This window comes from Sphingobacterium sp. Ag1 (assembly GCF_000988325.1).
Taxonomy (GTDB): domain Bacteria; phylum Bacteroidota; class Bacteroidia; order Sphingobacteriales; family Sphingobacteriaceae; genus Sphingobacterium.
Genome location: NZ_LBGU01000037.1, coordinates 119,273 through 132,795 on the forward strand (window position 1 = coordinate 119,273; position 13,523 = coordinate 132,795).

Consider the following 13,523-nt stretch of genomic DNA (forward strand, 5'->3'; position numbering starts at 1 on the left):
TTTAATAAAATGTGAAATATCATGATTACAGTTGGGATAATCGACATAGATGAGAAAGAGCGGATACAAACAAAGGAAAACATATCCAAAAACGATAAATCTGAATCAACAATACCGATACATGTACTGTTTGATCAGGATACACTTGCTTCTTCCCGTCGCAACCAAATCCCTGATGTGATGATTATCGATATTGATCATCAAGATAGCTTAATTGTTGAACGGGTTAAGAGCCTGTTTCCACGTGCCGAAATATTAGTGCTGACCAATAATTGCGATGTAAAGGTGGTGCGTAGCTGCTTTAGACAAGGCGCTGTGGGCTATATGCTGAAGAAGACATGTCTGCAATCGTTAAAAAATGCGATAACAATGACCTTGGGAAATGGTTCTTTTATTAGTCCTTCTGTCAATCGTGCTTTGATTGAGCAGGCGTTCAGCGCCAAACAATCCGAAAATTTGCTGACTGCGCGCGAGTTGCAGATCGCCAATGGCATTATTGAGGGGCTTAGTTATAAAATGATTGCCCAAAAATATGCGATTTCCTTGGATACCGTCCGTATTTATATCAAGCGAATTTATAGAAAGTTTCAGATCAATAGCAAAGGTGAACTGATCGCCCAATTGACCGCTTAATAATTCGTTACATGAATATGTGACTGCCTAAATTTCGATCTCTTTAAATTTAGCCTGATTTTTATGGATACTTGAATGATATGCGATGCCAATAAGAAGCCTTTTAATTTTTGTGTTTCTTTTCTGCTATACTGCTCTTTTCTTATCCATAGCGAAAAGTCAGCAACGATACGATATTGCCTATCATTTCGAATACGATTCCCTTCGGATCACGCCATCCCAAACATTTTCAAACAAATTAATTATTGTTAACTACACGGATCGAGCAATTGAGCTAAGCCCTGAGTCCAACGATACGAAGGCATTGCAGGGATTGATCAAATTGCCACCATTAATACAGCTGAAAGCACATGAAACGAAAAGCTTTCCCTTGAAATACATGACCGACCGGCGGACGATTTCAAGTGCAGTGCAAAAGTTTAGTATTGGTCTGCAGACGAAGGATCCATCCGTGAGTGTACAGCCTGTCCAAGTTTTTTATACCCAGTTGGATGTTCAGGCAGCGCTATTGATTCAGTCTGAGCAGCCCGAGTATTTTATTGATCAGTCAACAGGACAAACGCAATTTTTGGTACGCGCCGTCAATATGGGTTTAATACCCTTTACCTTTCAATTGCAGTTTGCTAACCTTCCTTCGGAACTGGAGGTCGTCGGTGAAACATTACCCGTAACATTGGCTGCAGGAGGGCAGTCCTTACTGAGATTTACTGCTCGTATGCGCACAAAGAAAATAGCCACGGATGTAGAACTAACGATGATAGCTATTGAAGCAGGCGGTAAACAACTTGCGACGAGCCGAGTGCGTATTATGACAGTAGGCAGCGTAAAACGGTTCGGCTCGGCCATGAACTTGCAGAATCAGCCCTACAATAATATGATTGCCTTACGTTATCTCAATATAGGGCAGGATATAGCGGTGTATCAGCTTCAGGGATACGGCAATCTTGCGCTGAATAAAGAGCGCTCGTTGAGCTATCGCATGAATGTGGATTATTTTCAAGATCAGCGTGCTTTTACGATGTACGATAGTTACCTCGATTATCAAACGGAAAAATGGGGACTGAAAGCAGGTAATATCTACGAGAATTTGGATCAATATGTTAACGGCCGCGGACTTAGAGCAAGTTATAAATTTGATAAGTCCCGATCCGTTAGTGTATATGCTGTGCAAAATAATTATTTCCTATGGAATCAGCTGAACACGTTCTCCCCAGGCGGCGGCGTGCTGGGACTAAAGTATGCGTTTAAATCAGAGAAAAACCAGGAAAGTAGCCTGGCATATTTACACAGTAAAGACAATTACCGCAATGTCCGAAGTGACTTGCTCAGTGGAAAAGGATACAAAGACTGGTCGGAGAATCAAAGTCTTACCTGGGAAGCAGGTACAAGCATTGAAAAAGTCGATATTGGCGGTCAAAAGGCGGGGTTAGCTGCTGGCATAAATTATAATGGGATTTTTGAGCAGTTCCAGATTTCAAGTTCCAATTATTATACCTCACCCTATTATGTAGGGCTTAGGCGAGGGCTGCTGCAGTCGGATTCACGTATTGTTATTCCATTGGATGACATCAAAAGTCTCTCGGCCAGAATAAGCTTTATGGATAATCGGCCCAAGTATCAAATTGGCGATCGGAATTACTTTTTTAACAATAGTAATCGTATTGAAATTTATGAGCTCGGTTACCGTACGGCGCTTCGGCGACTGAATATTGATCTGCGGCCTTATTGGATGAAGCAAGGTGCTGATTATCACAGCTGGTTAGGATTGGGAAGTAATGCCGTAAACTGGAAGTCGAGTTCAGTAAGAACCGTTGTCGATCTCAATTTTTTTACGCAAACCCATCGTTTCTCGCTTCAGACCGACTATGGTTATACCTACAGAAATACCGCTGAAAAGCCGATAGCTCCTTTTCACTCCCTGCGGGTATCGGGGAACTATGACCATGCACTTTTTGGCTTTAATGCATTTGTTCAGATCAATCCTTATTATTTGAGTGATCTTTTGGCTACCTATACCAATTCGAACTATAGCATGTATTCGCTAGGACCTAATACACACTTTGAGGCATTCGGTCATAATTTGCAGGTACAGGTTGCGACCATGTACAGTTATTATGGTTTTTCGCGGAGTAACAATTTGTCCATCAATGGAAATGCGCGTTGGCGAATGAAAGACAACTGGAGTCTCACTGCAGATATTTTTTATACGTTTATCAGAGGGAAATTACTGTTTATGACAGATCCAATAAATCCGCCGCAACCGCAGCCGCTAGATCGCTATTCGTTTAACAACAGGCAGATCAGAGTGGGGATAGAAAAGAGTTTTGGACGGACAGGTAGTTATAAAGGCTATAGCTTAGCGTTGACTTGTTTTGACGATAAGAACAACAATGGAATCCGGGATGATGATGAGCCATTTGTGGAATCTGTGTTGATTCGAATCGGAAAGGAAGCAGCCATCACAGATGCGAAGGGACGCGTTAAATTTGTTGAAATGGAAGCGGGTTCTTTTTCAATTCAAGCGGAGAACAATCAAGGCTGGATTTCGCAGGGACCGTCGACCGTTGTGCTAACCAAGAACAAGTCTGTGGATATGCCCCTTATCAAAACTAAATCTGCTAGGGGCAAAATACAGTTAATTGCCACTAAATACCTGGAGTCTAAGCCTGATCTGAGTGGTATCCGCATCACCGCCATTGACCGTCAGGGAAAGAAATATAATGCATTGACCAACGAGGACGGCGCATATATTTTCTATTTGCCTGTAGGCTTTTATAAGTTGACGGTTGATTCGGAAGGGATGCCTTTTGTTATTGAAAATTCGAATTGCGAAGCAGAAGTGAAAGCCGAGGGACTGAATGAGCTTCCATCCTTGCGTTATCGGGATCAACGGCGCAAAGTTGGCATTAAAAGATTTTAAGGAGCTACAAAGCTATAGATGATATTCGCGGTATAAGTACCTGCCGGCTTACCCAGCAGATTGCTGGTCTGCGAAGCGGGGATGCTGTACTGCATATTGAGTGTGCGATCGATGACGGGATCGGCATTTTGGATGAGCTGCTGGGCCGTTGTGGACAGGGTAACTGTGTTTACTCCCGTTTGGCCAGTCATTGGACCGATACGCAAAACACTTAGTGGAATACTGTTGACCCCAGAAGTAAAACTGGAAGTAGTGGCACGAACATATAAGTTGTAAGGCGTTGTCTTACTCAGTTTTAAATGGCTGGGCATATTTGTACTGACTCCGTTAACATAATTACTGGTCGTCGTAAAAGGAAGGTTAACGGTTTGCTGATTTGCGACGATTTCTCCGAGGTCGCTGACCACAATAGTTAAATTCCCACTGGCCTGCGCCTGTACCGGTGTTGTTGGATAGGTGGCCGATGACGACTTGTTCCAGGTGTAAGTGAGAGGGACAGTATAGGTGCCGGCCTGTATAAAATTGCTTTTAAGGAAGGCCGATCCGATTGTATAGGTATGTGTAATCGAGCTATTGTTGTTGGTCGCAACAGCTATTCCGGCAGCGCTTGTCAGTGCTTGATCACTGGTCGACAGATTGGCCACGGTTGCTGTGCCGACTCCATTTAATGTCGTGCTCACTGTGGAGACAGGTGAAACAGGCAATGTATTGTAGGGAAGGCCAGTACTAAAACTAAACTGAGCGCTGCTTGTTCGGATACTTGGGACGTAAGGTACGGTGCTTGATACCGGTATAATCTGATTGGCGCTGATTCCATTCGCAGAACGGTAAAAACTAAGATCGTTTACAGCTATATTCGTTGTTCCTATACTACTTGGGGGACTGATAAATCCGGGGATGGTGATGGATAGCGTGAAGCTTGCTGGAGAGATTGACCCCGCCAATACTCCTTGCGTGTAAAAGCTGACATCATTTGTAAATACCCCTGCAGTCCAAGTCTGGCTCGCTGTAGCAATGCGTGCATTGGCGGTTACCGCGCCCGAAGCGACACTAGCTACTGCCGCATAGAGTACACCGCCACCAGTTGATAGGGCGACTTCATTATTTGTGCCCAATCCAAGTAATACAAGACTGCCAATACTCGAAAGTTTCATATGCACTAAACTGGCCGGAAAACTTCCACTGGTTGTGCTGGTAAAAGTCGCTGCAGTTGATTTTACTGAAAAAGAAGGAAGTAAGGTGATTACACTTGTATAGTTGCCCGCGTTAATAGCTGTATTATAGTCGGTTCCAGCCTGTATGTTCGCTTGAGGTAAGGTGATGGACGTCGTTTGTGCATGAATATGCTGCCCCGAGAAGCTAAAAAAGCCCAGGAAACAAACCGCAACATTGCGCTTAATATGTAATTTCTTTTTCTGCAATTTTTAAATCATATTGGCTGCCCGCATCTAATATGGCGACGGCAAGATAGCGCCCTGCAGCAAGTTTCTCCGGAAGGTCAATTTGCACCCATTGATCCGAGCTCGGGAGCATCGCGATAGCGACAGCCTTAATAGGGATTTCCTCTCCTGTCTCTGTATTAGTTAGCTCAAAACGCACATAAGCATCCTTGTTAATCTGTCCTGTATTTTTAACATGTATATCCATCCGGCGCACAGATTGCCCCGTCTGACTTGGAATAATATGCCTATCCTCAAAAGCAAGGAATTCCAGATCTCCAGGATTTAATCCGGAAGGAGTATGGTAAACCTGAATGCCTACCTCAATAAGCACGTTCATATTAAGGCCATGTTGAACAGCTGCTTTTTGTTCTTTCACTTGTGTGAAAAAAAGCATAGTGTTGCTTAGCTGCTGTGGAGCTGGGTCTTTGGGGATCGTCATAGAAAGATTCACCGATTTGGTCTCTCCCGGAGCCAGGCGTACCGTGTTTTCTGAGAGCGTAAGCCATGCCGCATTTGATTGCTGTTTTTGGCCCGGAGAATAATATTTTTTTACCCCAATGGAATCGCGGTCCCAATCTTTGAGGTTGGCGACAAAATTGAGCTCCGCGTTCGAGGTGTTGCTAAACGTAATTACCTGAGAAACGGTCTGCCCCGGCTCGCCAGTGAAAAAAATGCGGGATGGAGATATTGAAATACCCTGTCCATAGGTCAGGGTATTACAGATATAAAGGACGAATAGTATTAAATAATATCGCACGGATAAAATTATCTTTCTAGTTAGAGTTGTGTCGCTGTATAAGTGACTGTTGTACTATAGGCCGATGCGCCAAGATTCAAAAGTGATGCTGGATTGGCTATGGTATAATCTACGGTATAACTTGCCCCTGTAGAAGCTGTTGAATTGGTCACCAGCGATGCTGCTGTTGTACTTAGCGGTACATTTGCCACTGGAGTACCTCCGTTTGCACTGGCTGCAGGTACTGTAACTGTCACAATATTTAATGCTGGCCCTCCTGCAGGCGTAAATGCAGCAGTCGCGGCAACAGTAAGATTATACGGTTTATTACTCACCACGGTAAAGTGACCTGCTTTCTCAACAGTTTTTGATGCGGTGTAATCTGCCGCAGTGGTATATGTAAAATTAACTGTCGGGGTTGCACCCAATGTAATCGAAATGGCATCTGTCAAGTTGATATTTACAGTAACAGGTTGGGAGGTCGCCGTCACTTGGGCTTGGGCTTGATTTCCAAAACATATGGCTGCAAGTGCAATGAGGGGTATAAATAGGTTCTTTTTCATAATTTCCTCTATTTTATGGGATTAAACTCTAGTAAAGTTACTCAGCAACTGCGCTAAATGCAATGTAAACATGTCACATAATGATGTTATAAAGTTGAGTGAGAGGGGGTGATATGGCATCTGTTGTATGGCGTGTGTTCGCTCCTGAAAATTGTCGAAAAACAGCGTATATTTGCAGCCAAATGTCTGAGTCCAAAAGAATTTACCAAATCGATCTGTTTCGTTTTATTGCAGCATCTGCCGTCGTATTATATCATTATTTATATCGGGGGTATGCTGCCGGAAATATGTCGCTATTGGGTTTCGATGGCGTCGGAGAATATTTTAAATATGGCTACCTGGGCGTAGACTTATTTTTTATCATCAGTGGTTTTGTGATCGCTTTTTCCATCAAGCATCTTTCGTTGCGTAAGTTCTGCTATTCCCGTTTCAAGCGTTTGTATCCGATGTATTGGATTTGTTTGCTGTTGACTTTTACCGTTTCTTATTTTTGGGGCGCACCACATTATCATGTCACATTTACACAGCTATTGGCCAATCTAACCATGGTCCAAAAACTATGGGGACAGGGGGATGTCGATGGCGCTTATTGGTCGCTCTATGTAGAGTTGAAATTTTACCTGATCATCGCCTTATTCCTTATTCTTAATCAATTTAAAAAAATAAGTTTAGATTACCTGGTGTATTTTTGGCTGCTATTGTCCAACTTGCGCTTTTTTGTTGGGCCTTCGGAAATTTATGACGCACTCCACGAGTTCTTTTTGCTCGATTGGAGCGCCTACTTTATTGCTGGAATTATATTTTGTCAGCTCTTTTTACATGGGCCCAAAGTCCAGCATTTTGTGGCCTTACCTTGGTGCTTGTACATTTCCATCGATGGTGCCGTGGGGCGCATTCATTGGCTGGAACGGACTTTCCACAGTGACTTTTCTTCTTATATTATTGGAGCGACCATCGTTGTGTTTTACCTGCTTATGTTGCTGGTTTCCTGTAAAAAGCTCCAGGCGATCAATTCGCCGAAATTCGTTAAAATTGGCATGTTGACCTATCCGCTGTATTTAATCCATCAACACATCGGCTTTATCATTTTTAACCATCTGCACCCCTATTTAAACAAATACCTGTTGCTTTCGGCTGTTATTGGTTTTATGCTTGTGGTTGCTTATCTGCTAAGCGACCGGATTGAACCATGGATTATAAAGCGGTTTAAAGCATAAATAAAAGGTCCGAAGGTAATGATTACCCCGAACCTTCTGGTTTTCATAGGAGATATAGTTTTTTAGCTGGGTTGTTTTGGCAACCAAGCTGAAGTCCTGAATCGTTTACGACTTTGTCTTACGGCTAGAAAACAAGATTTCCTCGATAGATAAGTGATTTTACGGGCGATATTCTCGAAATAGCTTCTGCCGAGCAACTCGCGTCAAGAAAGGCAATATCTGCACTGTCGCCGATCTTTGGCCATTGCATATTGCCTTTGTCATCCAATGGAGTAGGGCCCGCGGTAGCAAGTTTCAGCATACGGGATAGCGCAAATTCGGTAGCCTGGCCGTATACCTGAGCTGCAAGATTAGCTTTTTGTAGTACACTGCCTGTCCCGAAAGTATTCCAATGGTCTACAATGCTGTCATTGCCCGTCATGACCTTAACGTTGTTTTCCATAAGTGTTGGAATAGGCATAATTAAGCCACCGAATGGGATCGTAGAAACGATACCGATTTGTGCGGCAGCAAGTTTCTCGGCCATTTCCTGTTGTTTGGCTTTTTCCAGTCGACCAAGCACAAAACAATGGCTGAGGTAGGTCTTGCCTTTGAGAACAGGATTCTCGTTTACTTTATTAATTAAGTATTCTACAGTTTTCAAACCCGATTCTCCAGATTCGTGTAAGTGAATATCAATTCCTTTGTTGTTATCTAATGCCAGCTGAACCGTAAAATCCATTGTTTTTTCAATAGCGCCATCAATGGAAAAGGGATCGACCCCACCGATAAAATCAATATTGGTTTTCGCTGCTTCCTTCAGATAAGGCACCGAATCGGTATAGAAAACACCGTGTTGTGGAAAAGCAACCAATTCAGCTCCAAATCCATTTTTCTTATTTTCAAGCGCCAGCTGTAGATGATGTAAAGAATCTAATTTGGAAGTTGGTTCAATATTGACATGGCTACGTGCAAAGGCAGTGCCCTTGGATTGTAGCAGTTCGATTAGTTTTTCTGCTTTATGGGTAGAGTTTTTAAGCAGTTCGGGCAAAATTTTCTGTTCAAGAGCAATCATACCCTTTACCCCCCCGGGGCCACGTCTTACTGCCTGCCATTTGTCGCCATAATAGGTCTTGTCCAAATGGATATGCATATCTTTAAAAGAAGGTAGCATCAAAAGCCCTTTTGCATCGATCGCATCAGCACTGTTGCTGTTGGCACTGATATTTTTGATTTTCCCGTTTGCGATCTGAATGGAAAAAAGACCGGTCTTTGTTGCGGTTACATTACCATCACCATCGTACTCAAATCCGGTTTCCAATAGCACGTTTTTCAACGTATAGCTTTTTTTACCTTGGTAGCCACTCAAAAGTCCTTGATGAGCCATATTATGTCGATTTTCTGCAAATAGCATTCCCGGGATGAATGTAGCACCCGCAAGCGCTAGAGCAGAGTTTCTGATAAATTCCTTGCGAGAAAGGGCCGTTGATTTCATTTGATTTCCTATTATGTTATTTTGTGACCGGAATAAAAAGTCTACCAGTCTTTTACAAAGTTACATAGCCGGTATCCCATTTTTGCTGGGATATTTCTGCCATTCTTTGTGTGATTTATCTCTTTTTGATTTTGCTTTCAAGGAACTTAGGTGCTTCCTCCACATGAATATTTTCTCTAAAGTCGCTCGGACTTGCTCCGGTTTGCTGTTTAAAAAAGTTCGAAAAATAAGCTTGATCTGCAAAACCCAATTCAAAGGCAATTTCTTTGATGGATCGCTCGGTGCTTTGCAAAAGACGTTTGGCTTCAATGCTGATCCGTTGGTGAATAAGTTGTGTGGCTGATATTTTCAGATTTTTTTTGCAGAGTATATTGAGGTAATTGGGCGAAATATGAAGCTTTTCGGCATAAAAAGCCACGAGCTTTTGCTCCCTAAAGAATTCATCAATGAGCATATTGAACTTCGCCAGTCGTGGAACAGATTGATAGACTTTGAATTCGGTGAAGGCAGACTCCGCCTCGCGGCTTACAATCGCAGCAATGACTCCCGCTCGGGCGGTTATCAATGGAATAAGTGAATTTTCTCTTTTTAACTCCTGCTTCACAGATTCGAATTCATAATGTAATTGTGCAAAAGCATCTGCAGTGAGGTCAATGACGGGATGGTTTTGGTAATTGGTAAATGAAAAGCGGAAAAATGGAGCGAAGTGTTCAAAAAAAGATCGTTCAATCATGAGTTGATAGCCTACAGTACCCGCATAGACGTGCCATTTGTGCATTTGCCCGGGAAAGAGCACATGAACCTGATGATCTTTGATGACATGGTCAATCGAATCGATGGTATGAACCCCCGATGCTTTATCGAACAGATTTATGATAAAAAAGTCATGCTTATGCGGTTTGTCGATAAGCCGTTCGCCATGTAGTTCATTAAATAGGAGTTCGTCGCGCCCTGCAGTTTGTTCCTTGCGGAAACCATCCAGACTGATTACTGGTGCCCAAATTTTTGAATTTCGTTTATCCATAGTAGATCATATCGAATCTAAAATACAAAATACCACGGAGTAATCGATCATAGCGCGCTGAGTTTGCATAGGTTTGTATGGGCATAGTTATAGTGGTGGTGTTACCTCCGCTAGGGGACAGGAGGATTTGTGGGCCCGTGGACGACAGTAGACGCGACGGACGGTAGTTAAAATCTGGAGAATATCGGCTAAAATAAACCTATGTTTAATGATGTAGAGTCATTAATTTTATAAATGTCAAATAGACAGCAATACAAAACATATTCTTCGACTTTAGAGGCTTAATAGGCTGCTTTTTATCGTGTTTGTCATCTTTTGACGAAAATAAAAGGAAAAGATACGGTAACAGCGTTCATGCAGCTAGAAGGTGATCATTAAACATTAAATCATTAGCGAATAATAAATAGCGATATGAAAAAATATACGATATATTTTGCAGCATTTCTTACGATTTTTATCAAAACGACAGCTATAGCTGTGGCACAGAGTGGAGATCAGATCTTGGACGGTATTGGTGAGACAGGCATGGTGGCCCGTTATGTCTTTGATGGGGATTTTAAGGATTGGTCGCGCAATGGATTACACGGTAAATTTCAGGGCACAAAAGCTTCGTTTGTGCCAGATAAGCAATTTACAAAGGTGCTGTCTCTGGCAGGAGGAAAGGATGATTTTGTCGTACTTCCACCGCAAGTGCTCAATGATCTCGAGTCGATCAGTATAACAGGCTGGATGTACTTACGTGCCGCGCAGTCTGGCCAGTATTTATTCGATTTTGGACAAGACATCGCCCGGCATTTTGCTGGAACACCAACGGGGACAGCGCAGCAAAATGGCTACATGGGGATAATCGCCCCAAAGAAGACCGACGTAAAAAATGCAGTCTCTTCGGCTGTGCCATTAAACAAATGGGTGCATCTGGCCATTGTGGTTGACATAGCTTCAGGGGCTATGCAAACCTATTTGGATGGTATGCCTGCTGGAGAGGTTAAAAATATCCCACAGGAGTTGGTTGAAGTTTTTGGACAGACGGGTAGTAAGAGGACTTTATACATCGGAAAATCCCTGTTGGGGGGCAGTGTAAGTTTAAATGCACTGTTGCATGATTTTCGCATTTATCGTGTGCCACTGAATCGAAACCAGATCGGCATGGTATACAGAAATGCATTGAAGGGTGTTCGTGAAGATATTACTTCTAAGGGTAAGGCTGAGGATGACTTACCGCGATTTCCAATGAACAAAGCAGAGCTTTATAATGCCTTTTTAACGGGGGTAACAGACGTGACCGTGGAAACGGAGGTTGGTGAGCTGCCCCGATTGCCGAGTTATGTCGCCGGAACCTATAAAGACGGTATGGTAGGACCGAAAGTGCGTGTGTTGTGGCCTGCACCAACCGACAATAGTGCCGTCTCGCAGCAAACAGCTTACACAGTCACGGGGCGTGTTCCCGGGACTGATCTGAAACCGAAAGCCATCATTACAGTTAAAGGGAAGGTAAAGTCCAACCTGCCTAACTTAAAATTGGAAGCATTTCATTTGGATCAGGTTTCCCTTAATACGGATGTAAAGCATCATCAAACGAAGTTTATTGAAAATCGGAATAAATTCATTGATACATTGGCAAAATCGGATCCCAATTCATTCCTCTATATGTTTCGTCATGCGTTTGGGCAGAAGCAACCGGCAGGTGCGCAGCCCTTGGAAGTGTGGGACAGTCAAGATATCAAACTGCGGGGTCATGCTACAGGACATTACCTGACGGCAATTGCACAGGCGTATGCGAGTACAGGGTATGATAAAGCGCTCCAGTCAAAATTTAGGGGAAAGATGGATACCATGGTCAACGTGCTTTATGCCTTGTCAAAGTTGTCGGGCGCACCGAGGCAAGAGAAAGAAGCGGGGCAGGCTTATGTCGCAGATCCTGCTGCGGTACCTTATGGTCCCGGTAAATCGGCTTATGATTCTGACCTGAGTGACGAAGGAATCCGCACTGATTATTGGAACTGGGGGCTAGGTTTTATCAGCGCCTATCCCCCGGATCAGTTTATTATGCTCGAGCATGGCGCAAAATATGGCGGGCAGAAGAACCAAATTTGGGCTCCTTATTATACCCTGCATAAGATCTTGGCCGGCCTGATGGATGTTTATGAGGTAAGTGGAAATAAAAAAGCATTGCAGATCGCTCAGGGAATGGGCAATTGGGTGTATACGCGTTTAAATCAAGTCCCGACCGACACACTGATCAAAATGTGGAATACTTATATAGCCGGCGAATTTGGCGGGATGAATGAAGTGATGGCAAGGTTATATCGTATAACGGGTGAAGAGAACTATTTAAAAACCGCCCGTTTATTTGACAATATTGATATGTTCTACGGCAGTGCAGCGCATGCACATGGACTGGCCAAAAATGTAGATACTTTTAGAGGGCTACATGCCAATCAGCATATACCTCAAATTGTGGGCAGTATGGAGCTATATCGGGTGTCCAATGAGCCCGAGTATTATAAAATAGCAGATAATTTTTGGTATAAAGCCACCAACGATTATATGTATAGTATCGGTGGTGTGGCTGGGGCAAGAAATCCGGCCAATGCAGAATGTTTTATTAGCGAGCCGGCGACATTATATGAAAATGGATTTTCTGCAGGCGGACAGAACGAAACCTGCGCAACCTATAACATGCTGAAATTGACAAGTGACCTGTTTATGTTCGATCAACGCACAGAGCTAATGGATTATTATGAACGTGGATTATACAATCATATCTTAGCTTCTGTTGCAGAAAATAGTCCAGCAAATACCTATCATGTGCCTTTACGCGCGGGATCTATCAAGCAGTTTGGAAATGCTGATATGAAAGGCTTTACCTGCTGCAACGGTACGGCTATTGAGAGCAGTACCAAATTGCAGAATACGATCTATTTTAGGAGCAAGGATGATCAGGCGCTGTATGTCAATCTGTATATTCCTTCTACTTTACATTGGACAGAACGCGGAATCAGCGTCGAGCAACAAACAAGTTTCCCGAAAGCGGATCATACATCGCTTAAGATAAAGGGGAATGGCAAATTTGAACTTCATGTGCGGGTGCCAAGCTGGGCAACAAAGGGATTTTTTGTTGCAATCAATGGTGTCGATCAAAAAGTCAAGGCTGAGCCGGGAACTTACCTGACCTTAAACCGTAGCTGGAAAGATGGCGATGTGATCACCCTTAAAATGCCATTTCAGTTTCATCTGGAGCCAGTTATGGATCAGCCCAATATTGCCAGCCTATTTTATGGGCCGATCTTATTGGCAGCTCAGGAACCTGCAGCAAGAAAAGACTGGCGTAAAGTAACGTTAGACGCCAACGATATTGCTACGTCGATTAAAGGGAATCCCGAAACATTGGAATTTTACATTGATGATGTGCTTTATAAACCGTTTTATGATACCTACGGACGTCATTCGGTTTACCTGGATGTCAGTTTAAAATAGGAGGCCAGCAGTGTATTCCTAAATCTTTCCCAAATTC

The 13,523-nt window shown here is 43.2% G+C and carries 9 protein-coding genes; 4 read left to right on the forward strand and 5 right to left on the reverse strand.

Annotation, left to right across the window (positions count from 1 at the left end):
- The first annotated feature begins 21 nt into the window (after positions 1 to 21).
- Both AAW12_RS25470 and AAW12_RS11855 read left to right on the forward strand, forming a co-directional pair.
- Entirely contained in the window at positions 22 to 633 is a 612-nt protein-coding gene (locus AAW12_RS25470) for a LuxR C-terminal-related transcriptional regulator (protein WP_053003644.1), read from the forward strand.
- A gap of 85 nt (positions 634 to 718) precedes the next feature.
- Positions 719 to 3,553, forward strand: a complete 2,835-nt coding sequence (locus tag AAW12_RS11855) for a collagen binding domain-containing protein (RefSeq protein ID WP_046673836.1) — start codon at positions 719 to 721, stop codon at positions 3,551 to 3,553.
- Here AAW12_RS11855 and AAW12_RS11860 read toward each other — a convergent pair.
- The 3 genes from AAW12_RS11860 to AAW12_RS25475 are packed head-to-tail and all read right to left on the reverse strand — an operon-like array spanning position 3,550 to position 6,294.
- Positions 3,550 to 4,974, reverse strand: coding sequence for a hypothetical protein (locus tag AAW12_RS11860; RefSeq protein WP_046673837.1), 1,425 nt, complete (start codon positions 4,972 to 4,974; stop codon positions 3,550 to 3,552). The two genes, AAW12_RS11855 and AAW12_RS11860, sit on opposite strands and share 4 nt — an antisense overlap.
- A complete protein-coding gene (locus tag AAW12_RS11865; protein ID WP_053003645.1) occupies positions 4,949 to 5,752 on the reverse strand; it encodes a hypothetical protein in 804 nt (267 codons plus the stop codon). The genes AAW12_RS11860 and AAW12_RS11865 overlap by 26 nt, the downstream gene beginning before the upstream one ends.
- A gap of 20 nt (positions 5,753 to 5,772) precedes the next feature.
- A complete protein-coding gene (locus AAW12_RS25475; protein WP_053003646.1) occupies positions 5,773 to 6,294 on the reverse strand; it encodes a hypothetical protein in 522 nt (173 codons plus the stop codon).
- A 182-nt stretch (positions 6,295 to 6,476) separates the two neighbouring features.
- Between AAW12_RS25475 and AAW12_RS11875 the strand changes: the two genes are divergently transcribed.
- A complete protein-coding gene (locus tag AAW12_RS11875; protein WP_046673838.1) occupies positions 6,477 to 7,511 on the forward strand; it encodes an acyltransferase family protein in 1,035 nt (344 codons plus the stop codon).
- Between the two features lie 124 nt (positions 7,512 to 7,635).
- On the opposite strand, the gene AAW12_RS11880 is transcribed toward AAW12_RS11875, so the two are convergent.
- Positions 7,636 to 8,985 carry an amidohydrolase gene (locus AAW12_RS11880; protein ID WP_046673839.1) on the reverse strand — a complete coding sequence of 450 codons (1,350 nt, stop codon included), beginning with the start codon at positions 8,983 to 8,985 and terminating at the stop codon, positions 7,636 to 7,638.
- A gap of 115 nt (positions 8,986 to 9,100) precedes the next feature.
- Positions 9,101 to 10,009 (reverse strand): helix-turn-helix domain-containing protein, encoded by a 909-nt coding sequence (locus AAW12_RS11885; protein WP_053003647.1) that lies wholly within the window; start codon positions 10,007 to 10,009, stop codon positions 9,101 to 9,103.
- Positions 10,010 to 10,420: 411 nt separating this feature from the next.
- On the opposite strand from AAW12_RS11885, the gene AAW12_RS11890 reads away from it, so the two are divergent.
- Positions 10,421 to 13,486 (forward strand): beta-L-arabinofuranosidase domain-containing protein, encoded by a 3,066-nt coding sequence (locus tag AAW12_RS11890; RefSeq protein ID WP_046673840.1) that lies wholly within the window; start codon positions 10,421 to 10,423, stop codon positions 13,484 to 13,486.
- Positions 13,487 to 13,523: the final 37 nt, after the last annotated feature.

Excerpts from the sequence above, each read along its gene's own strand:
- AAW12_RS11855 (WP_046673836.1), top strand. The coding sequence starts at position 719 with ATGCCAATAAGAAGCCTTTTAATTTTTGTGTTTCTTTTCTGCTATACT.
- AAW12_RS11875 (WP_046673838.1), top strand. The coding sequence starts at position 6,477 with ATGTCTGAGTCCAAAAGAATTTACCAAATCGATCTGTTTCGTTTTATT.
- AAW12_RS25470 (WP_053003644.1), top strand. The coding sequence starts at position 22 with ATGATTACAGTTGGGATAATCGACATAGATGAGAAAGAGCGGATACAA.
- AAW12_RS25475 (WP_053003646.1), bottom strand. The coding sequence starts at position 6,294 with ATGAAAAAGAACCTATTTATACCCCTCATTGCACTTGCAGCCATATGT.
- AAW12_RS11885 (WP_053003647.1), bottom strand. The coding sequence starts at position 10,009 with ATGGATAAACGAAATTCAAAAATTTGGGCACCAGTAATCAGTCTGGAT.
- AAW12_RS11880 (WP_046673839.1), bottom strand. The coding sequence starts at position 8,985 with ATGAAATCAACGGCCCTTTCTCGCAAGGAATTTATCAGAAACTCTGCT.
- AAW12_RS11890 (WP_046673840.1), top strand. The coding sequence starts at position 10,421 with ATGAAAAAATATACGATATATTTTGCAGCATTTCTTACGATTTTTATC.